The sequence below is a fragment of the Haemophilus sp. C1 genome, assembly GCF_001276515.1.
GTDB lineage: Bacteria > Pseudomonadota > Gammaproteobacteria > Enterobacterales > Pasteurellaceae > Haemophilus.
In genome coordinates, this window is the sequence record NZ_LDVZ01000002.1 from 44,409 (window position 1) to 69,723 (window position 25,315).

Below are 25,315 nucleotides of genomic sequence, written 5' to 3' on the forward strand. Positions count from 1 at the left end.
AATGATGTTAGAACAAACCACTTTTAATGCGCCTGATGGTGCACCTTATCAGCTGATAACCCTGCAAAATGAAAATGGGATGCACGTTCAATTTATGGATTGGGGCGCAACTTGGCTTTCTTGTAAAGTACCAGTAAATGGCACTTTACGCGAGGTTTTATTGGGTTGTAAGGTAGAGGATTATCCCACTCATCAAAGCTATTTAGGCGCAAGCGTAGGGCGTTATGCAAATCGTATTGCAAATGCACAATTTGAATTGAATGGTGAACTTATTCAATTGAGAAGTAACCAAGGCAAACATCAGCTTCATGGTGGAGAGGGCTTTGATAAACGCCGTTGGGAAATTCAAGAGTGCGGTGAGAATTTTGTGTGTTTTTCATTACATTCAGAGGATGGTGATCAAGGTTTTCCTGGTAATATGGATGTGTCGGTAACCTATACGCTAACAGATGATAATAGCGTAAAAATTGAATATGCAGGAATGTGTGATAAGGATACTGCATTAAACTTAACAAATCATGCCTATTTCAATTTAGAAAATGCAGAACAAGGCAGTGACGTGCGTGAACATACATTACGTTTAAATGCTGATTTTTATCTGCCTGTAGATAATGAGGGGATTCCTAATTCTCCATTAAAGCATGTAGTGAATACAAGTTTTGACTTCCGTATTGCTAAACCCATCAAACAAGATTTTTTACAAGGGGATCAGCAAGCAACAAAAGGTTACGATCATTCCTTTATTGTCAATAAAGCTTGGCAAAAGCCTTGTGTTTTACTGACTTCTCCAACTGGAGATTTAAGTTTGGAAGTAAGAACCTCGCAAGCCGCATTGCAGGTTTATACGGGTAATTATCTTGCAGGTACACCAACGAGAAATGGCGAATTATATGCCGATTTTTCTGGCGTAGCACTGGAAACCCAATGTTTGCCCGACACGCCAAATCATCCTGAATGGCAAAATTACGGCGGGATTCAAAAAGCAAGCAAGCGATATTATCAATGGACAGAGTTTAAGTTCTTATAGAATTGAAGTGCGGTAGAAAATAAAGAGATATTTCACCGCACTTTTCTTTTATCTTGCTTTATCTTTTGCTTTATTTTTGCGAATATGCCCAAAATATGATACTTTTTCGCCGTCAATAAGACATCAACTACAAACCAATATGAACGACGAACAGCAAAATTCAAACCAATCTGAAAATACGAAAAAACCTTTTTTCCAATCTTTATTTGGTCGCTTTTTTCAAGGTGAACTAAAAAATCGTGAAGAACTTGTGGAAGTAATTCGCGATTCAGAACAAAACGATTTAATTGATCAAAATACGCGTGAAATGATTGAAGGCGTAATGGAAATTGCGGAGCTTCGTGTTCGCGATATTATGATTCCTCGTTCACAAATTATTTTTATTGAAGATCAACAAGATTTAAATACTTGTTTAAATACAATTATTGAATCCGCTCATTCTCGTTTTCCTGTGATTGCTGATGCGGATGATCGCGATAATATCGTGGGTATTTTGCACGCGAAAGATTTATTGAAATTTTTACGTGAAGATGCGGAAATCTTTGATTTATCTTCATTATTGCGCCCGGTGGTGATTGTGCCAGAAAGCAAAAGAGTGGATCGTATGTTGAAAGATTTCCGCTCTGAGCGTTTCCATATGGCTATTGTGGTGGATGAATTTGGTGCGGTATCAGGTCTTGTTACTATTGAAGATATTTTAGAACAAATTGTTGGCGATATTGAAGATGAGTTTGATGAAGAAGAAGTTGCGGATATTCGTCAGCTTTCTCGCCATACTTATGCGGTGCGTGCGCTCACCGATATTGATGATTTCAATGCACAGTTTAATACGGATTTTGATGATGAAGAAGTGGATACCATTGGTGGGTTAATTATGCAAACTTTTGGTTATTTACCAAAACGTGGTGAAGAAATTACGTTGAAAAATCTTCAATTTAAAGTCACCTCGGCAGATAGTCGCCGATTGATTCAACTTCGAGTCACTGTTCCAGATGAACATTTGGCAGAAATGGATGATGTGGAAGAAAAAGCTGAATAGCATTTTATCATCCTCAATGATGGCGCGCGTTTTCTAACGCGTGCTTTTTATTTACTTGAAATGGGATTTTAAATTCCAACACACAAGACGCTCGTAAGGGCGTGCAAAATATAATTGAATTTATGAATAAATATTTTACTTATCTTATTGCGCTTATATCTGGTTTAGCCGGTGTTTTTGCCTTCTCGCCATTTAATTATTGGCCTTTAGCCTATGTTTCTTTACTCGGTTTACTTTATGTCGCTAAAAATCCTAAAAAATCCACCGCACTTTTAGCGACGTTTTTGTGGTCGATGGGATTTTTCTGCTTTGGGGTGAGTTGGCTTAATGTCAGTATTCACCAATTTGGCGGCGCGTCTTTAGGTGTGAGTTATTTCCTTGTCGGTTTACTTGCGGCTTATCTTGCATTATATCCGATGCTCTTTACCTATTTGGTTCAGCGTTTCAACGTTCAAAGTGCGGTAATTTTTGCCGTGATTTGGACATTGACAGAATTTTTACGAGGTTGGATTTTTACCGGTTTTCCTTGGCTTCAGTTTGGTTATACACAAATTGACAGCCCATTTTATGGCATAGCCCCGATTTTTGGGGTAACAGGATTAACGTTTTTTACCGTTTGGGCAAGTGCGGTGATGTTTAATCTCGTTTCGTCTTTGTTTAAAACGAAAAATCTTAAATTAGTCTTGGCGAATGTTTTGTTATTGATCATCGTGGGGGGATTAAGTGCTTATTCATCCCGAATTCACTTTGTAAAATCTGTTGAAGATAAGGCAATTTCAGTCACGCTTGCTCAAGGAAATATTGAACAAAATCTCAAATGGGATCCCGCGTATTTCTATTCTACTTTGGAGATTTATCAAAAATTAATCGCAGAAAATCTTGGTAAAACCGATTTAATTATTTTGCCTGAGTCAGCATTGCCAACCCTCGAAAATGCGATTACCCCATTTTTTGAAGGGTTAGATCGTGCTGCTAAAGAAACGAAAACGGAGATAATGGTTGGAACCGTATTCCAAGATACGAAATCTGGTAAGTTGCTTAATTCTATTATGACTGCTGGAAACCCAGACTTTCCTTATCAGCCCGATACATCAAATCGTTATAGTAAGCATCATCTCGTGCCTTTCGGTGAATATGTTCCGCTAGAAAGTATTTTGCGGCCACTTAATTCAGTGTTTAATTTGCCGATGTCTGCATTTCAAAGCGGGGATGCGATTCAGCCATCTTTAATGGCAAAAAAACGCGCTTTTTCGCCAGCAATTTGCTATGAGATTATTTTTGGCGAACAAGTGCGGCAAAATTTGAAACAAGATACAGATTATTTGCTCACGATTTCTAATGATGCTTGGTTTGGTGATTCAATTGGGCCTTGGCAACATTTGCAGATGGCAAGAATGCGCGCTTTAGAATTGGGTAAACCGCTTATTCGTGCAACGAATACGGGGATTTCAGTTTTTGTTGATGCACAAGGTAAGGTGTTAGCGCAGGCACCGCAGTTTATTGAAACAACGTTGACGCATAAAATTGCACCTGCGGAAGGTAAAACGCCTTATTCTGTGCTAGGAAATATGCCTTTATATGCTTTGTCATTGCTGTTTTTAGTATTACACGGAGCGATGGCGTTTGTTCGTCGTAAGATGAACCTTTCACAAAAACGCTAGTCAAAACGACCGCACTTTTTATTTATAAACGAGATTTTAATGAATCAAAATCTAATTGAAGTTAAGAATCTCACCTTTAAACGCAGTGATCGCGTGATTTACGATAACCTGAATTTGCAAGTAAAAAAGGGAAAAATCACTGCGATCATGGGGCCGTCGGGGATTGGTAAAACCACCTTACTTAAATTGATCGGTGGGCAGCTAATACCAGAACAAGGTGAAATTTTGTTTGATGGGCAAGATATTTGTCGTCTATCTAATAGTGAACTGTATGAAGTACGCAAGCGGATGGGGATGTTATTTCAATCCGGTGCGCTTTTTACGGATATTTCTACTTTTGATAATGTCGCCTTTCCAATTCGTGAACATACGCATTTGCCTGAAAGTTTAATTCGTCAAATCGTGTTGATGAAATTGGAAGCTGTTGGGTTGCGAGGTGCTGCCGCATTGATGCCTTCAGAACTTTCTGGTGGTATGGCTCGTCGAGCTGCATTAGCACGCGCTATTGCACTTGACCCTGATTTAATTATGTTTGATGAGCCATTTACGGGGCAAGATCCAATCAGTATGGGCGTAATTTTGAGCCTGATTAAACGATTAAATGAAGCGTTAAATTTGACTTCTATCGTGGTGTCTCATGATGTTGAGGAAGTATTGAGTATTGCAGATTATGCCTATATTATTGCAGACCAAAAAGTTATCGCAGAAGGAACATCTGAGCAGCTTTTACAAAGCCAAGATCCGCGAGTGGTGCAATTCTTAAAAGGTGAATCTGATGGTCCAGTGCGCTTTAAGTACCCAGCGCAAGATTATGTGAAGGAATTGTTTGAATGATCGTCAATTTTATTTCTGCTTTAGGAAAGCAGGTGATCGACTTTTTCCGTGCATTAGGGCGAGCAGGTTTTATGTTATTTGGCGCATTGATCGGTAAGCCACAAATTCGTAAGCATTTTCCTTTGCTTGTGAAGCAAATGCATGTTTTAGGTGTCCAATCGTTACTCATTATTTTGTTGTCCGGTTTATTTATTGGAATGGTATTAGGACTACAAGGTTATGTTGTGTTAGTCGATTTTTCTGCTGAAACAAGTTTGGGGCAGTTGGTGGCACTTTCTCTTTTACGAGAATTAGGGCCTGTTGTTACCGCACTTTTATTTGCTGGTCGAGCAGGTTCTGCATTGACGGCTGAAATAGGCTTAATGAAAGCCACTGAACAACTTTCTAGTCTTGAAATGATGGCTGTTGATCCTTTACGTCGAGTGATTGCACCACGTTTTTGGGCAGGCGTTATTTCCATGCCAATCTTGTCTATCTTGTTTATCGCGATTGGTATTTGGGGCGGTTCCTTAGTTGGTGTGGATTGGAAAGGTGTTGATTCAGGCAGCTTTTGGTCTGTGATGCAAAATTCCGTGAGTTGGAGCTATGATATTTTAAATGGCTTTATTAAAGCGGTTTTCTTTGCTGTTGCCGTAACTTGGATTGCGCTTTTTAATGGTTATGATTGTATGCCAACATCAGAAGGTATCAGCCAAGCTACGACACGAACAGTTGTGCATGCCTCTCTTGTTGTTCTAGGATTAGATTTTATTTTGACTGCTATTATGTTTGGAGCAGGTTAAGGATTTTTTATGAGACAAACAATTAAATATGAATTTTGGGTTGGATTATTTTTATTACTTGGTATTGGTGCCTTAGTTTTTTTAGGTTTATGTGTAGCCAACGTACAAGGTTTTGGTGAGACGAAATCTTATACTGTGACGGCAACTTTTGATAATATTGGTGGACTTAAAGTACGAGCACCATTAAAAGTTGGTGGAGTGGTTATTGGGCGTGTGAGCGGTATTACGCTTGATGAAAAAAGCTATTTACCAAAAGTAAGTATCGCGATTAATCAAGAATATAATGAAATCCCAGAAAACAGTTCTTTATCAATTAAGACATCGGGCTTATTGGGTGAGCAATATATTGCATTGACAATGGGATTTGATGATGGTGAATCGGCCATGCTTAAAGAGGGTAGCCAAATTCAAGATACAAAATCTGCTATGGTGTTGGAGGATTTAATCGGCCAATTCCTTTACGGCGATAAAAAATCTGATGGTAACAGTGAAAAGACTGAGCCTACAGTACAATAACAACTAACATTTATTTAGGAGATTTATGATGAAATTTTTCCAAATGAAAAAATGGTTTGCAATTTTAACCTTAGTATTTACCGCACTTTTTGCTGCTGGTACAGCTACGGCTGAAACAAGTCCTTATGTATTGATGCAACAAGCGTCAGATAAATTGTTTTCTGATATTCAGGCAAATCAAAACCAGATTAAAAAGAATCCAAATTATCTACGTACTATTGTTCGTAATGATTTACTGCCTTATGTTCAAGTCAATTATGCAGGTTCTTTGGTTTTAGGTTCTCATTTCAAATCTACTACACCTGAACAACGTGAAAAATTCTTTAAAGCTTTTGGTGATTTTATTGAACAAGCTTATGCACAAGTATTAACAGCATATTCAAATCAACAAATCCAAATTGAGCCAGAAAAAGCATTAGGCGACAAAAATTTAGTAAATATTCGTGTGAATATTATTCAAGTTAACGGAGCTGCGCCAATTAAATTAGATTTTAAATGGCGTAAAAATAGTAAAACTGGCGAATGGCAAGCTTATGACATGGTTGCTGAAGGTGTGAGCATGGTTGTGACAAAACAACAAGAATGGAGTGGTATCTTACGTCAACATGGCATTGATGCATTAACTGCACAAGTACAAAAATCAGCAGCCCAACCTATAACATTAAGCAAATAATCTTGTTGCCATGTTAAATTGGGATTTAAAGAAAAATGATGATAAGATAGCGCTCCTTTTGTCTGGGGAGCTATCTCGCAACACGTTGTTGCCTATTTGGCAGCAGCGTGATGTTTTTTTATCAGCTAATGCGCTTGATAAAACGGTTGTTGAATGGGATTTGTCTGGTATTCAACATATTGATTCAGCCGGTTTTGCAGCTCTTTGTGATTTTTTACTAGAGTGCCAAAAGCTTAACAAAACAGTGCGATTAGTTTATCCACCCAAACAATTATTAACCCTTGCGGATCTTGTTGGTTTGTCTGATTGGATCGCAAATTTTACAGATCTTAATTAAACGGAAATCTGATGGAACTTCAAGAAATTGAACGAATTTTAAAAGATGCGCTAAACATAGAAGAAGTTTATGCTCAAGGTGAAAATGCGCATTTTGGCGTGATCGTTGTGAGTAATGAAATCGCTGCACTTTCTCGCGTAAAACAACAACAAACTATTTATGCTCCGTTAATGGCTTATTTTACTACTGGCGAAATTCACGCGTTAACAATTAAAACTTATACCACTGAAAAGTGGAAACGTGATCGTGCATTAAACCAACTTAATTAAGGATTCAAAAAATGGAAAAATTCCGTGTTTATGGGCAATCTCGTTTAAGTGGAACCGTGAATATTTCAGGTGCAAAAAATGCCGCACTTCCAATTCTTTTTGCCGCTATTTTGGCAACAGAACCAGTTAAACTCACAAACGTTCCTGAGCTTAAAGATATTGAAACCACTTTGAAAATTTTACGTAAATTAGGCGTGGTTGTAGATCGTGATGAAACTGGCGCAGTTTTATTAGATGCATCGAATATCGATCATTTCACTGCCCCTTATGAATTGGTTAAAACCATGCGTGCTTCGATTTGGGCATTGGCGCCTTTAGTTGCTCGTTTTCATCAAGGCCAAGTATCGTTACCTGGTGGTTGTTCTATTGGGGCTAGACCTGTTGATCTCCATATTAGCGGTTTAGAAAAATTAGGTGCAGATATCGTTCTTGAAGAAGGATATGTAAAAGCACAAGTATTAGATCGTCTTGTAGGAACTCGCATTGTAATGGAAAAAGTGAGCGTAGGTGCAACTTTATCTATTATGATGGCAGCAACGCTTGCGAAAGGCACGACCGTGATTGAAAACGCGGCTCGTGAACCTGAAATTGTAGATACTGCAGATTTCCTTAATAAAATGGGTGCAAAAATAACAGGAGCAGGTTCTGATCACATTGCGATTGAAGGTGTTGAACGTTTAACTGGTTGTGAGCATAGTGTCGTGCCAGATCGCATTGAAACGGGTACATTCTTAATTGCTGCAGCAATTTCAGGCGGTCGTGTTGTTTGTCAAAATACTAAGGCTGATACTTTGGATGCAGTAATCGATAAACTTCGTGAAGCTGGTGCTCAAGTTGATGTGGCTGAGAATACTATCACTTTAGATATGCTTGGAAATCGCCCTAAAGCAGTGAATATTCGTACGGCGCCACATCCAGGTTTCCCTACTGATATGCAGGCTCAATTCACCTTATTAAATATGGTAGCAGAGGGCACAAGTATTATTACTGAAACGATTTTTGAAAATCGTTTTATGCATATTCCTGAATTAATTCGCATGGGCGGTAAAGCTGAAATTGAAGGGAATACTGCGGTATGTCATGGTGTTGAACAGTTGTCTGGTGCAGAAGTGATGGCGACAGATTTACGCGCATCAATCAGTTTGGTTCTTGCAGGTTGTATCGCAACAGGCGAAACCATTGTAGATCGTATTTATCATATTGATCGTGGTTATGAACATATCGAATATAAATTACGTGGCTTAGGTGCGAAAATTGAACGTTTTTCTGGAAGTGATGAAGCGTAATTAGGTTCGCTACTTTTCTATTAGAAATTACAAGTTTATTTATAATCTTAAATTTCTACTAATGCCTTTCTTTAGAAAGGCATTTTTTTACTGAAATTTTATAAGAGTAGATTGATTACATTGTTTAGAAATGTGTTTTTCTACAAGAAAGTGCGGTAGATTATTTTCTTATTTTGATAGTAATCTGTTATATCGCTTTTTTATAACTAAAATTCATAAACTATGAATAAATAATCTTGTTTTTTCATAAATTTGCTTTTTATAATCGTGCTTAGACAAACACAACACAAGGAAGAAAAAATGAAAAAATTATTTTTTACAACCGCACTTTTAAGTGCTGGTATTGCTTTCTCAACATTTTCTCATGCTGGTGAAATTGCTGACCGCGTTGAAAAAACTAAAACTTTATTAGTGGGAACTGAGGGAACTTATGCTCCATTTACTTTTCATGGTAAAGACGGTAAGTTGACAGGTTTTGATGTGGAAATCATTGAGAAAGTGGCAGAAAAATTAGGTTTGAAAATTGAATTTAAAGAAACTGCTTGGGATGGAATGTATGCAGGTTTGAATGCAAAACGATTTGATGTTATTGCAAACCAAACGAACCCAAGTCCAGAGCGTTTAAAAAAATATGATTATTCTGCGCCTTATAATTATTCTGCTGGTGTTATTGTGACGAAAGAAAATAATAACAGCATTAAGACTTTCTCTGATTTAAAAGGTAAAAAATCAGCGCAATCAGCAACGAGTAACTGGAGCAAAGATGCTCGTGATAATGGTGCGATTATTGTGACAGTGGATAGTCTTGCGCAAAATCTTGAAGCGGTCAAACAAGAACGTGTTGATGCAACAGTGAATGATAAATTAGCGGTGCTTGATTATTTCAAAAAACAACCAAATGCAGGTTTAAAAATTGCCGTTGAGAGTGATAAGAAAATTCCGACAGGTTTTGCATTTTTGAAAGGTGAAGAAGAACTCATTGCAAAAGTGAATAAAGCACTAGATGAACTACGTCAAGACGGTACATTAAAACAACTTTCAATTAAATGGTTTGGTGATGACATTACTCAATAATTTGTTAGCTAGTCTTCCATTTATGAGTGCAGAACGAGCTGATTATGTAATCAGCTCGTTTTGGCCTATGTTGGAAGGCGCAATTTTATATACGATTCCCTTAGCCGTTATTTCCTTTTTTTGTGGTTTATTTATTGCGGTAATTGTTGCCGTAATTTGTACACTTCCTCATCCAAATTTTATGACTAAACTTTTGCAAAGTATTTGTCGCGCTTATATTTCTATTATTCGTGGTACGCCAATGCTTGTGCAGATTTTTATTATTTTCTATGGATTGCCTGAAGTCGGCATTAAACTTGAGCCTTTCCCAACTGCAATTATTGCCTTCTCAGTCAATATCGGTGCTTATGCTGCAGAAACTGTGCGCGCATCAATTATTGCGATCCCAAAAGGGCAGTGGGAGGCTTCTTATGCTGTAGGAATGAATTATCAACAGGCATTTATTCGCACGATTATGCCACAGGCATTACGCATTTCCGTGCCATCGCTTTCTAACACTTTTATTAGTACGGTGAAAGATACCTCTTTAGCTTCTTTAGTGTGGATTGCAGAACTCTTTCGTGTCGCACAAAATATTACAGCTGAGAATTATGAGTTTATTTTGATTTATAGTGAGGCTGCATTGATTTATTGGGTTTTCTGCCTTGTGTTATCTATTGGTCAAATGCGTTTAGAAAAACGTCTTTCTCGTCACTTGTAAGGATTGTCTATGTTAAAAGTAAGTAATATTCAGAAAAACTTTAATGGCAATCACGTGTTAAAAGGCATTGATTTTAAAATTAATAAAGGTGAAGTGGTTGCAATTTTAGGGCCTTCTGGTTCTGGAAAAACCACCTTTTTACGTTGCTTAAACTTGCTAGAACGGCCAGAGCAAGGCATTTTGGAATTTACTGATGGTAGTCTAAAAATTGATTTTAGCCAGAAAATTAGTAAAGCAGATGAATTGAAGTTGCGCCGACGTTCATCAATGGTATTTCAACAATATAATTTATTTCCTCATCGTTCCACCCTTGAAAATATCATGGAAGGAATGGTTGTCGTACAAAAACAAGATAAGAGTCAGGCGAGAGAAAAGGCTCTTAGCTTGTTAGAGAAGGTAGGGCTAAAAAATAAAGCGGATTTATTTCCATCTCAACTTTCTGGCGGTCAGCAACAGCGAGTCGGAATTGCCCGAGCCCTTGCGGTAAAACCTGATATTATTTTATTAGATGAACCTACATCGGCGTTAGATCCAGAATTGGTTGGCGAAGTTTTACAAACACTAAAAATGCTCGCTCAAGAAGGATGGACAATGATTATTGTTACTCATGAAATGCAGTTTGCGAAAGATGTTGCAGATCGTGTAATTTTGATGGCGGATGGGCATATTGTAGAACAAAATACAGCAGATAAATTCTTCTCTTGCCCACAACACGAGCGGACTAAACAGTTCTTGCTACAAGCAAAAATACCACTTGAGCCAGATTATTGTATTTAAAGTGCGGTAAATTTTTAGAGAGTTTTCTGAATAATAGATTACTTAGGATTTGAACGAAATGTGATGAATTTCACAAGTTGAGAATTAAATGTCTCTGAATCTTTACATTATCAACGCACAATGCAAGAATGCTCGCATTCAAATTTAAGTCAACAGGGGTAAATAATGACTTTGGCAGAACGTTTAAAACAAGAATTTGTTTCTGGTTGGAAACCTTTTGAGGTAGTTTGGCTTGCGCTTTTCATCATTGCGCAAATTTGGGCTTATGTACAAACACCTGATTCTTGGCTGGCAATGATTTCTGGCATTTCGGGTATTTTGTGTGTGGTATTGGTAAGTAAAGGTAAAATTAGTAACTATTTCTTCGGATTAATTTTTGCTTACACTTATTTTTATGTTGCTTGGGGATCGAATTTCTTAGGCGAAATGAATACCGTGCTCTATGTATATTTGCCATCTCAATTTATTGGTTACTTTATGTGGAAAGCCAATATGCAAAATAGTGATGGTGGAGAAAGTGTGATTGCAAAAGCGTTAACTGTTAAAGGATGGATGACATTAATTGTTGTGACTACGGTTGGTACTTTGCTTTTTGTTCAAGCATTACAAGCGGCTGGCGGTAGTTCAACAGGTTTAGATGGTCTAACTACCGTTATTACTATTGCTGCTCAGTTACTAATGATTTTGCGTTATCGTGAACAATGGCTCTTATGGATTGGATTAAATATTCTTTCTATTTTCCTTTGGGCAGAAACACCAGCCATGTACTTAATGTACTCAGCCTACTTACTTAACTCGTTGTACGGTTATTATAACTGGACGAAATTGGTTAAACGTAGCTAAACATACTCAAGCAAAATTAAAAACCAAAGAGTGATAATAATGAAGCTTTTCCTCCAAAATTAGACTGTTTAATCAAGGACCGAGATCCTGATTAAACAGTCTAATTTTTTGAGATAAATCATTTTTACAAGGCTTCTTTATCAGATCTAAATATTATCTAGCATTACAAAATCATTTTCACCAATTTATCCGCTTTAATCCGTGCAAATTTTTTCAAGAGTTTTTGCACTGGTTCTGGGTATTGATTCAATTCTTCTAATTCAGTGTAATGTTTTAATACTTTTGTATGTTGGCGAATTTGGTTTTGCTCTTTTTCCACTTGGGCTAAAAGCTGTTGTTGTGGATCGTAAATTAATAAGCCATTTTCTGCATCCAAACGCCATGCTCGAGGGTTAAGATTATTGCCCGTAAGTAAAATATAACGAGCATCTACCCACACACCTTTTAAGTGATAGGTATTATCGCCATCACGCCACAAACGCACCACAAGCTGACCATTTTCAATTTGAGTCTCAAATTTTTCACAGAAACGGCGAAGATTACTTTCATAAAGATAAGGTAACGCCCCCGCCATTTTGAATGGTTGTTCTGGTGGAATATAAAAATCGTTTGCGACTTTATCGCCAACAATAATTTCTACTTGTTTACCATTTTCCAGTAACGTTGCTATTTTATGTTGCAATGTGCGTGGGAAATTAAAGTATGGCGTACAAATCACCAATTTTTCTTGTACTTGTAAGAATAAATCTTCAATCACTTGATTTAATTCATTGCCTGATGCCCCTAAGCCAAACAGCGGCGATACGCTTAAAACATTTGGTAATTTCACCGCACTTTTTAATGAATATTCTCCATTTTGTGCAAGATCTTTACGATAAGCGCGAATATTACCGCGGATCTCTTTGGTGCGAGGGCGGTTGGTGACATCAAGTGGATAAACTGCACTGAAATCTAACAAGTAATCATTGATGAAATTCACCATCGAATCAGCTAATTCGGCATGAGTGATTTTTTGATAGCGATCGTAACGATATTTTTCAAATTGATGAAGATAGACATTATTAATGCTTGCACCGCTATAAAGCACCGTATCATCAAATACAAAACCTTTAACGTGCAATACACCAAAAACTTCGCGTGTATTAATTGGCACGCCAAAGAACATATTCGGATCATCAGGCAACTGATAAGTTTGGCGTTGCTCGCAATACCAATCTGCATTGGTGGCCGATTTTTCCGCGCCTAATAAATTGCGTTGTGCGCGATGCCAATCTATGAGAATTTTTACATCCAAGTGTGGATTTTCTTGCTTCACGCGATAAATTTCATCAAGGATTTCCTGCCCCGCTTCATCTTTTTGCCAATAAAGTGCGGTGACATAAATACGTTTTTTTGCGTTTCTGATTAATTCAATAATTTGAGTTTTAAATTCAGCCGGGCTACCCAAAAATTCAATTTGCTCAGCTTGCAAAGCAAGGAATGGCAAATTATTTAAATTTTGTTCAGCTCGTTTGGTTTTATTGATTAACATAATCCATCTCGTGATTAAAGACTAGTGCGTTAGTTTACAATATTTCACGTGCTTATTAATAGAAAAAAGGCTTTTTTTCGTTATAATGCTCACAAATTTTAGCATTTTTTGGCTAAAAAATAGCCATTCTTATTCAGGAAAACCCTATGAACGACAAACGCAAACCGTCTTTTCAATCCGCTGGCAGAACCTTTCAAGAACGCACTGTGGGGGAAAAGTATCGAGAAAAACCAAGCCAAAATAGACCGCACTTTAATGATAAATTTAATGGAAATAGAAACGAAAAATCTCGTTTTCCTCGTGATAAACAAGAAGTGAAAGAAACTAAAATTACGCAACTTTCTTTATCTCGTGCGCCATCAAATAAAAATGCAGAACAACCTAAGGTTCAAGTGACGATAAAAAGTACGGGGACGGTTTATAAAACAAAAGAAAAGAAAACGGGTGCGCTTTCTCCTCGTGCGCCTGAAAAAATTAAGAAAAACCGTGCGGAAGAAATGAAAGTTTACGGTGAAAATGCCTGTTTAGCTTTATTTGCAGAGCGTCCTGAAAGTATTGTTCGATTGTGGGCAACTGTGCAAATGTCACACAAAATTGGCGAAGTATTGAGTTATTTAGCCGAAAACAAAAAGGCTTATCATATTGTAGATAGCGAAGAATTAGCTCGCGTGAGCGGAACAGAACATCACGGTGGCATTTGCTTATTAGTGAAGAAACTGCGAGCTTTCACGTTGCAAGGATATTTGGATATTCCTCGTAACGAGGATTGTTTAGTGCTATTGGACAATGTGAATAATGCGCAAAATATTGGTGGCGTATTGCGTACTTGCGCTTATTTTGGCGTGAAAAATATTGTCGCTGATAATGTGGAAAATCTGTATTCGGCAGCCTCAATGCGCGTAGCAGAAGGTGGCGCAGAATATATTCGTGTGTTAGAAACGGATTATATTGATTCGGCTTTAATGCAATTGCGCAAATCAGGCTATCAAATTATTCACATATCGCACAATAAACAAGGCGAGCCGTTAGATAAAGTGCAGATAAAAAATAAAGTAGTTTTTCTGCTAAGTGAAAGTTCTACGGAAAGTTTAGCTAATCCAGAAGATACACAAGTGCGTTTAACGCTCGCAAGCCCAATTAAATCAGGCTTAAACATTGCAGTGAATGCGGGTGTGTTGTTAGCGAAGTGGTATTTTAGATAGTTTATGATTAAAGGGGAAAATGATTTCCCCTTTAAAATTTCAAATAAAAGTCTTTAGTCAATTCAATAAACGCTTCAGTATATTGATTATCCTCGTCATAAATCACCAATTGATCTTGCATTAAAACTTCTGGCTGTTTAGCAAAGGTAAGTAGCATTCTTTGGGGCGTTTTTCCCACTTTAGTAATGACATTCGTCTGTTTTATGCAAAAAAGTGCGGTGGATTTTGTGAGCGTTTTCCCCGCATCATAAGGCAAAACAAAACTTATTCTCCCATTTTCCGATAAGCGTGTGGCAGCCCATTCTAACCAATTTAAATGGCTTTGCTTGGTATAACGAGCCAATTCTCTTTCCTCATTTTTGCAGGCAATACCTTGTTCAAAATAAGGTGGATTTGCCACAATTAAATCAAAGGTTTGTTCAGTGGTTTGTAAAAAATGTTGTATATCTGTTTGAATAAGTTGAATGCGATTTTTCCAGACAGAATCATTGATGTTTTCTTGTGATTGTTTTGCTGCTATGGGATCCAACTCAACCGCTTGAATTTGGCAGTTTTCTTCAGTTCGTTGTGCCAACATTAAAGCCAATAATCCTGTGCCACTGCCCATATCTAAAATATTTTTACAATGTTTTACATCTGCCCAAGCACCTAACAAAATGCCATCTGTGCCGACTTTCATGGCACAAGAATCTTGATTGATATGGAATTGTTTAAAGGTAAATCCGCTCATAAATTTTTCGTAAATTGACCGCACTTTCAGGTGCTTTTCAGGTATAATCCGCGCCAATTTTAACAAAGAACCACACAATAATGAATTTATCCCAATTTGAACAATTTGATCTTTCTCCCGAACTTTTAAAGGCGCTTGAGAAAAAAGGTTATTCCCGCCCAACAGCTATTCAAATGGAAGCCATTCCTGCCGCAATGGAAGCGCGTGATGTATTAGGCTCTGCACCAACGGGAACAGGGAAAACTGCTGCTTTTTTATTACCTGCGCTACAACATTTATTGGATTATCCGCGTCGTAAACCAGGTCCACCGCGTATTTTGGTATTAACGCCAACCCGTGAACTGGCAATGCAAGTGGCTGAACAAGCGGAAGAATTAGCGCAGTTCACCCATTTAAATATTGCGACAATTACAGGTGGCGTGGCGTATCAAAATCACGGTGATGTATTCAACACTAATCAAGATTTGGTGGTGGCTACGCCTGGTCGTTTGTTGCAATACATTAAGGAAGAAAATTTTGATTGCCGTTCCGTTGAAATGCTGATTTTTGACGAAGCCGATAGAATGTTGCAAATGGGATTTGGACAAGATGCGGAAAAAATTGCAGCTGAAACTCGTTGGCGAAAACAAACCTTGTTATTTTCTGCAACCTTGGAAGGGGAGTTATTAGTCGATTTCGCGGATCGTTTGTTGAATGATCCTGTGAAAGTAGATGCGGAACCAAGTCGTCGAGAAAGAAAAAAAATCAACCAATGGTATTACCATGCAGACAGCAATGAACACAAAATCAAATTGCTCGCGCGTTTTATTGAAACTGAAGAAGTGACGCGTGGAATTGTGTTTGTTCGTCGTCGTGAAGATGTGCGTGAACTTTCTGAAACATTGCGTAAACGTGGCATTCGTTCCGCGTATTTAGAAGGTGAAATGGCACAAACTCAACGTAATAATGCGATTGATAAGTTGAAATCAGGTATTGTGACGGTATTGATTGCAACGGATGTGGCGGCGCGTGGTATTGATATTGACGATGTAAGCCATGTTATGAATTTTGATTTGCCCTATAGCGCGGATACTTATTTGCATCGAATTGGACGTACAGCGCGAGCAGGTAAAAAGGGCACAGCGGTTTCTTTTGTTGAAGCCCATGATTACAAGTTACTTGGTAAAATTAAACGCTATACCGAGGAAATTTTAAAGGCGCGTATTTTAGAAGGTTTAGAACCTCGCACTAAGCCACCAAAAGACGGTGAAGTGAAATCTGTAAGTAAAAAACAAAAGGCTCGCATTAAAGAAAAACGTGAAGAAAAGAAAAAAACAGAGGCAAAGAAAAAAGTGAAATTACGTCATAAGGATACGAAAAATATCGGAAAACGACGTAAGCCGAGCAGCAACTCTAATACTGAGCAATAATTCAATAATTAGAGAGCCTTTCTTAAGATTTTGGAAAGGCTCTTGTCTATGCTCGATTTAACCTCTGTCTAGGCAAACATTGTTCAAGCAAAAGTGCGGTAAATTTGTAATATGATTTTACAGTCTAGTTTTTTCGCCACCAAATTCATCTAATAAATTTTCGGTGAGTTTGGCTAGAATACCAGTCATCAGTACAAAATCTGCATCGAAACGCTGTGTAAAATCTTCTTTCAGAATATCATCATTTTTTTCACGTATACTATCTGCAAATTTTAAACGTCTGATTGTGCAATCTTCGTTAAAAACGAAAGTTAAGGTGTCTTCCCATTCTAAAGCTAATTTACTTACTACTTTTTTACCATCTTGCAGAAGTGCGAGAATTTCTTCATTTTCTAAGGGTTGTTTTTTACAACGAATAACGCTGTCTTCCTGACTGCCACGAAGCTCGGCTTCTTCTAATGCAAGTAACCAATGCGGTAAGCTATCTTGAAGGATCCAATTGGTTAAAATCGTACTGGGTTCATTAGCAAAGGTTAAAGGCACGACAGGGAGCGATCCTAAGGATTTACGCAGTAATGCGAGCGCATCTTCCGCGCGTTTACTCGATGCGGCATCAACATGAACAAGATTATTTTCCGTATCAATCCACAGTGCCGTATGCTGATTTTTACTAAACGCACGAGGTAATAAATTCATCACGACATCATCTTTTAATGTCTGTTTTTCTACCTTTTTAAGTTTGCGATTTTCTTTTTGTTCAAGGCTTTCAATGCGCTCATCTAATTCACGTTTGACCACATTTGCCGGCAAGATTTTTTCTTCTTTTTTCGCCACTAATAGAATTTGTTTTCCTACAGAAAAATAGAGTAAATCAGAGCCTCTTAATGGAGCAGACCAACCAAATTTACTTTGATCTTGAGCACCGCAAGGATGGAATTGACAATCTTCCAGTTGAGTTTGTAGCTGTGCAAGATCCCAATCTAGCGGTTTAGTCAGCCTATAAGTCATTAAATTTTTGAACCACATCGTAACACTTCCTTCAATATAGGGTAGAATGTGCGGCATTATAGCTCATAAAAGTAGGAAAAACGATGCAACACAAATTGATTGCCTTTATTGGCGGCGGCAATATGGCGCAGGCTATTATTCTTGGATTATTGAAACAAGGTTATCCTGCCGAGCAAATTATTGTGAATGATCCGAATCAGGAAAAAAGAGCATTCTTTGCCAATCTTGGTGTGGCAACTTCAGAAAATAATGTGGAAAGCGTAATCAAAGCGGAAGTTGTGTTGCTTGCGGTAAAACCTCAAATGATGGCTGATGTTTGTTCGCCATTAAGTGCGGTAGATTTTTCCGATAAATTATTAATTTCCATTGCTGCGGGGATTTCAACTGAACGCTTGAACTCATTAATTCCAAGTATAAAATCGATAGTGCGCGTCATGCCAAATACGCCAGCATTAGTAGGGGAAGGCATGGCAGGTTTATTTGCACCGAAAAATACGAGCGAAAATCACCGCACTTTTGCACAAGATTTATTGGGGGCGGTGGGAAGAACGGTTTGGGTGAGTGATGAAACTCAAATGCACGCAGTAACTGCCGCGTCAGGAAGTAGCCCAGCCTATTTCTTTTTGATGCTGGAGGCGATGCAGCAAGCCTTAATCAAAATGAATATTGATGAGAAAACTGCGCGTGAATTAGTGCAGCAATCCATGCTTGGTGCAGCAAAAATGGTGACAGAAAATCCGCAAATTGCGCTTTCAACTTTACGAGAAAATGTCACTTCGAAAGGTGGCACCACTGCGGCGGCGTTAGCGGCATTTGACGCACAACATTTTAATCAAACTATAGAGCAAGCTATGCAGGCTTGCTTGTCTCGTTCACAAGAAATGGAAACTTTATTCTGATGCAAGTTCGTCCTTTTTATTGGCTCGCACTGAGCTTTCTAGGTTACTACTGCGCTTATGGCGTATTTTTGCCGTTCTTCCCAGCATGGTTGAAATCACAACAATATGGTGAAGAAATGATTGGTCTGGTGATCGGGAGTGCTTATATTTTCCGATTTGCGGGCGGATTATTTTTTTCATCGCTGATTAAAAAAGCCAATCATATTATTAGTTCCTTACGCCTATTGGCGTTAGCATCAGCTATTATTATGGCGGTTATGAGTTTAGTTGCACATAATTTTTGGTTGTTGTTTATTGCTATCGGGTTGTATGCTTCTGTGAATTCAGCGGGAATGCCGATTGGGGATTCGTTAGCCTCCACTTGGCAACGCCAAATCGGCTTAGATTACGGCAAAGTGCGTTTAATTGGCTCTTCTGCCTTTATTCTTGGCGTGGTGGTATTCGGTGGCATTATTGGTTGGGTTGGTGAGCAAAATATCGTGTGGATTTTAACCGCACTTTTATCTTTCTATACCATCATTCAGCTTTTAAAACCGACCATTCCCCCAAAAGATGAAATACCCGAAGATGGCACTCAAAATCATATTGGTTTCATTGCTTTACTGAAAAATCCTATTACATTGCGAGTCATGATTGCAGTGGGGCTGATTCAAGGCTCTCATGCGGCTTATTATGTTTATAGCACGATTTATTGGACAAGCATTGGAATTTCTGTTTCACAAACTAGCTTACTTTGGGGCATTGGCGTATTAGCAGAAATTGTATTATTTTTCTTTTCTCGTCGTTTATTTCAAAATATTTCTATTAGTGTGTTGCTTTATATTTCTGCACTTGCGTGCGTTGGACGCTGGGCTGTAATGGGATATATTGAAGATTTTTGGTTAATATTCTTATTGCAACTTATGCACAGTCTAACCTATGCCGTTTGCCATTATGCGATTGTTCGATATATCACGACCCAGCCGCAAAGCCATATTGCGAAGTTGCAAGGTTTGTATAATGGCTTATCGAATGGTGTGCTTATTGCCATTTTCACCGCGATTGCAGGTATGATTTATCCAACTTCTCCAGCGATGACATTTTTATTTATGAGTATCATCGCGGCTGCTGCATTTTTTGTGATTCCTCGTAAGTTAAATGCTTTTTTGATTGTTCAGCATAAATAGGATGCATCGCTTGCCTTGTAGAAAAGTAATATGAAAAATCTTGCGCTCATTGATTTGTTTCTTAATGAATATTGGATTGAAAAAGGGCTTTCAGAAAATACCGTTCAATCTTATCGTTTAGATTTAACCGCACTTTGTGATTGGTTGGATAAAAATGACTTGTCTTTGGAAACCTTAGATGCTGTTGATTTGCAAGGTTTTCTAGGTGAGCGCTTGGAGAAAGGTTACAAAGCTACGAGCACCGCGCGAATGTTAAGTGCAATGCGTAAACTTTTCCAATATTTATATCGGGAAAAATATCGAGTGGATGATCCGAGTGCGGTGCTAAGTTCGCCTAAATTACCTAGTCGCCTGCCAAAATATTTAACTGAGCAACAAGTGTCAGATTTGCTCAATACGCCAGATGTGGAAGTCCCTTTGGAATTGCGTGATAAAGCAATGTTAGAGTTGCTTTATGCGACTGGGCTTCGTGTAACGGAGTTAGTTTCGCTGACGATTGAAAACATGAGTGTGCAACAAGGCGTGGTGCGAGTGATTGGTAAAGGGAATAAAGAGCGTATTGTGCCAATGGGGGAAGAAGCTGCCTATTGGGTTCGTCAATTTATGCTTTATGGTCGTCCTGTGCTATTAAATGGGCAGAGTTCTGATGTTGTGTTTCCAAGTCAGCGTGCACAGCAAATGACTCGTCAAACTTTCTGGCATCGTGTAAAACATTATGCCATTCTCGCGGATATTGATGCTGATGCACTTTCCCCTCACGTTCTTCGCCACGCTTTTGCCACTCATTTAGTGAATCACGGTGCGGATTTACGCGTGGTGCAAATGTTGCTAGGGCATACAGATTTATCCACAACACAGATTTATACTCATGTGGCAAAAGAGCGATTGAAACGATTGCATGAAAGATTTCATCCTAGAGGATAGATTGGTCTAACAAGGCTTTACATGCTAATTGTGGTTTTCTAATTGAGTTCATTGACCAAATCAGGTAAACTACCGTCCCGTCTTTGATAGCTAGTTATCTTCGATTTTTGACCGCACTTTTGGTTGATTTTGTCTGTAAGATGATTAGCTATAATCATTTATATCCCAATACAGATTAGGTTCCCTATGGCTACAAATTATATTTTCGTCACTGGCGGTGTGGTTTCATCGTTAGGTAAAGGCATTGCGGCAGCATCATTGGCGGCAATTTTAGAAGCTCGTGGTTTAAACGTAACTATTATGAAATTAGATCCATATATTAATGTGGATCCAGGTACGATGAGCCCAACCCAGCACGGGGAAGTTTTCGTCACTCAAGATGGTGCTGAAACAGATTTAGACTTAGGTCACTATGAGCGTTTTATTCGCACGAAAATGACTAAACGTAATAACTTCACCACAGGTAAAATTTATTCTGAAGTATTACGTAAAGAGCGTCGTGGCGATTATCTTGGTGCAACAATTCAAGTGATTCCACATATCACCAATGAAATTAAAGATCGTGTCATTGCAGGCGCTCAAGGTCACGATGTTGTGATTGTTGAAGTGGGCGGTACCGTTGGGGATATTGAATCACTCCCATTCTTAGAAGCATTACGTCAATTAGCCGTTCAAGTTGGTCGTGAACATACGTTATTTATGCACTTAACTTTAGTGCCTTATATTCCAACGGCGGGTGAAGTAAAAACTAAACCAACTCAACATTCTGTAAAAGAATTGCTTTCTATTGGTATTCAACCTGATGTGTTGATTTGTCGTTCAGATCGCATGATTCCGCCAAATGAACGCGCGAAAATTGCTTTATTTTGTAATGTTGCAGAACGTGCAGTCATTTCATTAAAAGATGTAAATTCGATTTATCAAATCCCAGCATTATTAAAATCTCAAGGTTTAGATGATTTCGTCTGTGATCGTTTTCGTTTAACTTGCCCTGAAGCAGATCTTTCTGAATGGGAACAAGTGCTTTATAAACAAGCAAATCCAGTGGGAGAAGTGACCATTGGAATGGTAGGTAAATATACTGAGTTACCAGACGCCTATAAATCTGTAAATGAAGCGTTGAAACACGCAGGTTTAACGAATCGTTTAAGTGTAAACATTAAATACATTGATTCCCAAGATGTTGAAACCAAAGGTGTTGAAGTATTAAAAGGCGTTGATGGCATTCTTGTTCCGGGTGGATTTGGTTATCGTGGTGTAGAGGGTAAAATTCGTACCGCACAATATGCACGAGAAAACAAAATTCCTTACTTGGGCATTTGTTTAGGTATGCAGATCGCATTGATTGAATATGCACGTAATGTAGCGGGTTTGACTAAAGCAAATTCATCTGAATTTGATAAAGATTGTGAGCAACCAGTGGTGGCATTAATCACGGAATGGCAAGATGCAGATGGTAATACTGAAGTGCGTACCGATGAATCTGATCTTGGCGGAACAATGCGTTTAGGTGCACAACAATGTCATTTGGTGTCAGGTAGTCGCGCTCGCGAGCTTTATGGCAAAGAAACCATTGAAGAGCGTCATCGTCATCGTTATGAAGTGAATAACACGTTACTTCCACAAATTGAAAAAGCAGGATTGAAAGTAACGGGCTTATCTGCAGATAAAAAATTGGTAGAAATTATCGAAGTGCCAAATCATCCTTGGTTTGTCGCTTGCCAATTCCACCCAGAATTTACTTCTACGCCTCGTGATGGCCATCCGTTGTTTGCAGGCTTTGTAAAAGCAGCTTATGAAAATCACAAACAATCTGTGAAGTAATGGATTAAATTAGAGTAAAAAGAGCGGTGAGAAACGATGAATTTTTTCACCGCTCTTTTATTTTTTAAAAATAGATAAAGATCAAAGCATACGCATTTTTTACAAGACAAAATCTCAAAATAGCTTTATCATATCGCCTGTTTTAGGCTCGCCTAACCCGTTTTAATTAACTTAATTGAGGAAAATAAAAATGGCAAAAATCGTTAAAGTGATTGGTCGCGAAATCATCGACTCACGCGGTAATCCAACTGTTGAAGCTGAAGTTCATCTTGAAGGTGGTTTTGTTGGTTTAGCTGCGGCTCCATCTGGTGCATCAACTGGTTCTCGCGAAGCATTAGAATTACGTGATGGTGACAAATCTCGTTTCTTAGGTAAAGGCGTATTAAAAGCTGTAGCAGCAGTAAATGGCCCAATTGCTGAAGCAATTCTTGGTAAAGATGCGTCTAACCAAGCTGAAATCGACCAAATCATGATCGATTTAGACGGAACCGAAAACAAATCTAACTTTGGTGCAAACGCAATCTTAGCGGTATCTTTAGCAAACGCAAAAGCAGCAGCAGCATCTAAAGGTTTACCTCTTTACGCTTACATTGCAGAACTTAACGGCACTCCAGGCGTTTACTCTATGCCATTACCAATGATGAATATCATCAACGGTGGTGAACATGCAGACAACAACGTTGATATCCAAGAATTTATGATTCAACCAGTAGGTGCGAAAACCTTACGTGAAGCACTTCGTATCGGTGCTGAAGTATTCCACAACCTTGCGAAAGTATTAAAAGCTAAAGGCATGAGCACTGCTGTAGGTGATGAAGGTGGTTTCGCGCCTAACCTAGCATCTAACGCAGACGCTTTAGCATGTATCAAAGAAGCAGTAGAGAAAGCAGGTTATGTTTTAGGTAAAGACGTAACTTTAGCGATGGACTGCGCATCTTCTGAGTTCTACAACAAAGAAACTGGCAAATACGAAATGAAAGGTGAAGGCCGTTCATTCACTTCTCAAGAGTTCACACACTATTTAGAAGAATTAACCAAACAATACCCAATCGTATCTATCGAAGATGGTCAAGATGAATCTGACTGGGAAGGTTTTGCATACCAAACTAAAGTGTTAGGCGACCGTGTTCAATTAGTGGGCGATGACTTATTCGTAACTAACACCAAAATCTTAAAAGAAGGTATCGAAAAAGGTATTGCAAACTCCATCTTAATTAAATTCAACCAAATCGGTTCTTTAACTGAAACTTTAGCAGCAATTAAAATGGCTAAAGATGCAGGTTACACCGCTGTGATCTCTCACCGTTCAGGTGAAACCGAAGATGCGACTATCGCTGATTTAGCGGTGGGTACAGCAGCTGGTCAAATCAAAACTGGTTCTATGAGCCGTTCTGACCGTATTGCGAAATACAACCAATTAATCCGTATCGAAGAAGCATTAGAACGCGCAGGTACTCCAGCAGCATTCCCAGGCTTAAAAGCGGTTAAAGGTCAAGAGTAATTCTTGCTGAATTTACTGTAAAATCTCACCGCACTTTGTATAAAAGTGCGGTGTTTTTTATTAAATTGCAAAGCAATAGCTTGCCTACTATTTTTATCTAAATATTATCTGATTAACTAATTAAACTCAGTAAAAATCATGAATGCAAAACTAGAGCTATACAGAAGATATTATTGTGTTGAAAGAAATATCAATGATTTTTCCGTATTAACCGAATGGGCTACCACTTATCTTATACAACAAGAATATGAAGATAATATTTATGAATTAGCACTAGCAAAAACTAGAAAAGAGGCATTATTTTTATCTGATAAAATTCTAGAAAATGTTGTATTTAATGACCAAAACTTACAAATAGCGACTATAGATGATAATACATCTATGTTTGATGTATTACCTAATGATATCAATTCTGCTGTGCTATTAGATGAATGGTATAATTGCCAAGTATACCAAATCGATTTGATGTTGATTTATCAAATTCAATTTGAACATAAATTATTAAATAGAATAAATAAAATATTCCATAAAGAAACAAACCTCTTTACATTTAAATGTAACAAATGGTTTGAAAAAATTTGTAAAAACAAAAATAAAATCAGGAAACATCTATTTAACTATCTAGAAATAGAATATGCAGGAGAGTTTAGTCTTTATAAAGAAGCCAATGTTTTGGATTATCTTTATGGAATCACAGATATAAGTTTCAATATAAAATCAAGCTTATCAATAATATCTCTTAGAAAAAGTGATTTTAGTCCTGAAGAATATAATTTACCAGATCTACCAGCTGAGTATATAGAGATAGAATTAGATAGAGATATTAATATCATATCAATATATGATTAGCACATTAAAAAACTTCAATTCAAGAGGAAATACCATGTTACACTTAACCCTCGAAGATCAACTCTTTCTCGGTCAACCAAAGCAAGTAGGTACACACTCGACTGTGCATGATCACTTGGCAGTGATGTTTGAAGATAACGGCGAAACAGGCTATTTTTATGCACTTGATATGCGTCAAAATGCTCAACCGATAGTTGATATGTTGCACGTGTATAATGTTGATTCAACCTCTAATCATCATGAGGCACGCAAACTTGAAATTTGTTGGGATGAAAGTGGTTATTTAGCATTGTTGCTTATTAATGGCTATCCTCATGCCGTATTTAATTTTGCCCGTTTAGTAGGCTATAACAGCAATAAATATCCACAACCAGATTTAATGAGTATGTGGACTCGTGAAGAAATTACTAATAAACAGGCCGAGCAGTGGCTAGGCGTGAAAACCATTCGATAA

At 38.1% G+C, this 25,315-nt stretch carries 26 protein-coding genes; 23 read left to right on the forward strand and 3 right to left on the reverse strand.

Going from position 1 to position 25,315, the window contains the following annotated elements; all coding sequences use genetic code 11:
• The first annotated feature begins 4 nt into the window (after positions 1-4).
• The 14 genes from galM (at position 5) to pnuC (ending at position 11,818) form a co-directional block, all read left to right on the forward strand.
• On the forward strand, positions 5-1,027 hold the full coding sequence (gene galM, locus ABW51_RS01150; RefSeq protein WP_053465214.1) for a galactose-1-epimerase: 1,023 nt from the start codon (positions 5-7) through the stop codon (positions 1,025-1,027).
• A gap of 139 nt (positions 1,028-1,166) precedes the next feature.
• Positions 1,167-2,066, forward strand: coding sequence for a CNNM family magnesium/cobalt transport protein CorC (corC, locus tag ABW51_RS01155; RefSeq protein WP_053465215.1), 900 nt, complete (start codon positions 1,167-1,169; stop codon positions 2,064-2,066).
• 122 nt (positions 2,067-2,188) lie between these two features.
• Positions 2,189-3,727 (forward strand): apolipoprotein N-acyltransferase, encoded by a 1,539-nt coding sequence (lnt, locus tag ABW51_RS01160; RefSeq protein ID WP_053465216.1) that lies wholly within the window; start codon positions 2,189-2,191, stop codon positions 3,725-3,727.
• A 39-nt stretch (positions 3,728-3,766) separates the two neighbouring features.
• Positions 3,767-4,561: a phospholipid ABC transporter ATP-binding protein MlaF gene (gene mlaF / locus ABW51_RS01165; RefSeq protein ID WP_053465217.1), complete on the forward strand. Its 795-nt coding sequence runs from the start codon at positions 3,767-3,769 to the stop codon at positions 4,559-4,561.
• Positions 4,558-5,343 (forward strand): lipid asymmetry maintenance ABC transporter permease subunit MlaE, encoded by a 786-nt coding sequence (mlaE, locus tag ABW51_RS01170; protein ID WP_005628334.1) that lies wholly within the window; start codon positions 4,558-4,560, stop codon positions 5,341-5,343. Before mlaF ends, mlaE begins: the two co-directional genes overlap by 4 nt.
• 9 nt (positions 5,344-5,352) lie before the next feature.
• Entirely contained in the window at positions 5,353-5,859 is a 507-nt protein-coding gene (gene mlaD, locus ABW51_RS01175; RefSeq protein ID WP_053465218.1) for an outer membrane lipid asymmetry maintenance protein MlaD, read from the forward strand.
• Positions 5,860-5,887: 28 nt separating this feature from the next.
• Entirely contained in the window at positions 5,888-6,532 is a 645-nt protein-coding gene (gene mlaC / locus ABW51_RS01180; protein ID WP_442902630.1) for a phospholipid-binding protein MlaC, read from the forward strand.
• A 10-nt stretch (positions 6,533-6,542) separates the two neighbouring features.
• Positions 6,543-6,869 carry an STAS domain-containing protein gene (locus ABW51_RS01185; RefSeq protein WP_053465220.1) on the forward strand — a complete coding sequence of 109 codons (327 nt, stop codon included), beginning with the start codon at positions 6,543-6,545 and terminating at the stop codon, positions 6,867-6,869.
• Positions 6,870-6,880: 11 nt separating this feature from the next.
• Positions 6,881-7,138, forward strand: a complete 258-nt coding sequence (locus tag ABW51_RS01190) for a BolA family protein (protein WP_053465221.1) — start codon at positions 6,881-6,883, stop codon at positions 7,136-7,138.
• 11 nt (positions 7,139-7,149) lie between these two features.
• The gene (gene murA, locus ABW51_RS01195) at positions 7,150-8,424 is read left to right on the forward strand and encodes a UDP-N-acetylglucosamine 1-carboxyvinyltransferase (protein ID WP_053465222.1); all 1,275 of its coding nucleotides are present in this window, start codon (positions 7,150-7,152) and stop codon (positions 8,422-8,424) included.
• Positions 8,425-8,724: 300 nt separating this feature from the next.
• The gene (locus ABW51_RS01200) at positions 8,725-9,498 is read left to right on the forward strand and encodes an amino acid ABC transporter substrate-binding protein (protein WP_046939096.1); all 774 of its coding nucleotides are present in this window, start codon (positions 8,725-8,727) and stop codon (positions 9,496-9,498) included.
• A complete protein-coding gene (locus ABW51_RS01205) occupies positions 9,482-10,198 on the forward strand; it encodes an amino acid ABC transporter permease (protein WP_053465223.1) in 717 nt (238 codons plus the stop codon). Before ABW51_RS01200 ends, ABW51_RS01205 begins: the two co-directional genes overlap by 17 nt.
• Before the next feature lie 9 nt (positions 10,199-10,207).
• Positions 10,208-10,975, forward strand: a complete 768-nt coding sequence (locus ABW51_RS01210; RefSeq protein ID WP_053465224.1) for an amino acid ABC transporter ATP-binding protein — start codon at positions 10,208-10,210, stop codon at positions 10,973-10,975.
• A 165-nt stretch (positions 10,976-11,140) separates the two neighbouring features.
• Complete coding sequence (pnuC, locus tag ABW51_RS01215; RefSeq protein WP_053465225.1) at positions 11,141-11,818, forward strand: nicotinamide riboside transporter PnuC; 678 nt, start codon at positions 11,141-11,143, stop codon at positions 11,816-11,818.
• A gap of 163 nt (positions 11,819-11,981) precedes the next feature.
• On the opposite strand, the gene pssA is transcribed toward pnuC, so the two are convergent.
• On the reverse strand, positions 11,982-13,349 hold the full coding sequence (pssA, locus tag ABW51_RS01220) for a CDP-diacylglycerol--serine O-phosphatidyltransferase (protein ID WP_053465226.1): 1,368 nt from the start codon (positions 13,347-13,349) through the stop codon (positions 11,982-11,984).
• A gap of 146 nt (positions 13,350-13,495) precedes the next feature.
• Between pssA and ABW51_RS01225 the strand changes: the two genes are divergently transcribed.
• Positions 13,496-14,551 (forward strand): tRNA/rRNA methyltransferase, encoded by a 1,056-nt coding sequence (locus ABW51_RS01225; RefSeq protein ID WP_053465227.1) that lies wholly within the window; start codon positions 13,496-13,498, stop codon positions 14,549-14,551.
• 31 nt (positions 14,552-14,582) lie between these two features.
• On the opposite strand, the gene ABW51_RS01230 is transcribed toward ABW51_RS01225, so the two are convergent.
• Positions 14,583-15,281: a tRNA1(Val) (adenine(37)-N6)-methyltransferase gene (locus ABW51_RS01230; RefSeq protein WP_053465228.1), complete on the reverse strand. Its 699-nt coding sequence runs from the start codon at positions 15,279-15,281 to the stop codon at positions 14,583-14,585.
• A gap of 80 nt (positions 15,282-15,361) precedes the next feature.
• On the opposite strand from ABW51_RS01230, the gene srmB reads away from it, so the two are divergent.
• Positions 15,362-16,690: an ATP-dependent RNA helicase SrmB gene (gene srmB, locus ABW51_RS01235; protein WP_053465229.1), complete on the forward strand. Its 1,329-nt coding sequence runs from the start codon at positions 15,362-15,364 to the stop codon at positions 16,688-16,690.
• Positions 16,691-16,807: 117 nt separating this feature from the next.
• Here srmB and rdgC read toward each other — a convergent pair whose 3' ends face one another.
• A complete protein-coding gene (gene rdgC, locus ABW51_RS01240; RefSeq protein WP_053465230.1) occupies positions 16,808-17,716 on the reverse strand; it encodes a recombination-associated protein RdgC in 909 nt (302 codons plus the stop codon).
• A gap of 65 nt (positions 17,717-17,781) precedes the next feature.
• On the opposite strand from rdgC, the gene proC reads away from it, so the two are divergent.
• The 7 genes from proC to ABW51_RS01275 all read left to right on the forward strand — a co-directional run bounded on the left by proC (position 17,782) and on the right by ABW51_RS01275 (position 25,315).
• Entirely contained in the window at positions 17,782-18,597 is an 816-nt protein-coding gene (proC, locus tag ABW51_RS01245) for a pyrroline-5-carboxylate reductase (protein WP_053465231.1), read from the forward strand.
• The gene (locus ABW51_RS01250; RefSeq protein WP_053465232.1) at positions 18,597-19,763 is read left to right on the forward strand and encodes a 3-phenylpropionate MFS transporter; all 1,167 of its coding nucleotides are present in this window, start codon (positions 18,597-18,599) and stop codon (positions 19,761-19,763) included. Before proC ends, ABW51_RS01250 begins: the two co-directional genes overlap by 1 nt.
• A 30-nt stretch (positions 19,764-19,793) precedes the next feature.
• Positions 19,794-20,687 (forward strand): site-specific tyrosine recombinase XerD, encoded by an 894-nt coding sequence (gene xerD, locus ABW51_RS01255; protein WP_005636429.1) that lies wholly within the window; start codon positions 19,794-19,796, stop codon positions 20,685-20,687.
• A gap of 186 nt (positions 20,688-20,873) precedes the next feature.
• On the forward strand, positions 20,874-22,511 hold the full coding sequence (gene pyrG, locus ABW51_RS01260; protein ID WP_053465233.1) for a glutamine hydrolyzing CTP synthase: 1,638 nt from the start codon (positions 20,874-20,876) through the stop codon (positions 22,509-22,511).
• A 190-nt stretch (positions 22,512-22,701) separates the two neighbouring features.
• Complete coding sequence (gene eno, locus ABW51_RS01265) at positions 22,702-24,012, forward strand: phosphopyruvate hydratase (RefSeq protein WP_053465234.1); 1,311 nt, start codon at positions 22,702-22,704, stop codon at positions 24,010-24,012.
• 138 nt (positions 24,013-24,150) lie between these two features.
• The gene (locus ABW51_RS01270) at positions 24,151-24,861 is read left to right on the forward strand and encodes a hypothetical protein (protein WP_053465235.1); all 711 of its coding nucleotides are present in this window, start codon (positions 24,151-24,153) and stop codon (positions 24,859-24,861) included.
• Positions 24,862-24,895: 34 nt separating this feature from the next.
• Positions 24,896-25,315, forward strand: a complete 420-nt coding sequence (locus ABW51_RS01275; protein ID WP_053465236.1) for a DUF2251 domain-containing protein — start codon at positions 24,896-24,898, stop codon at positions 25,313-25,315.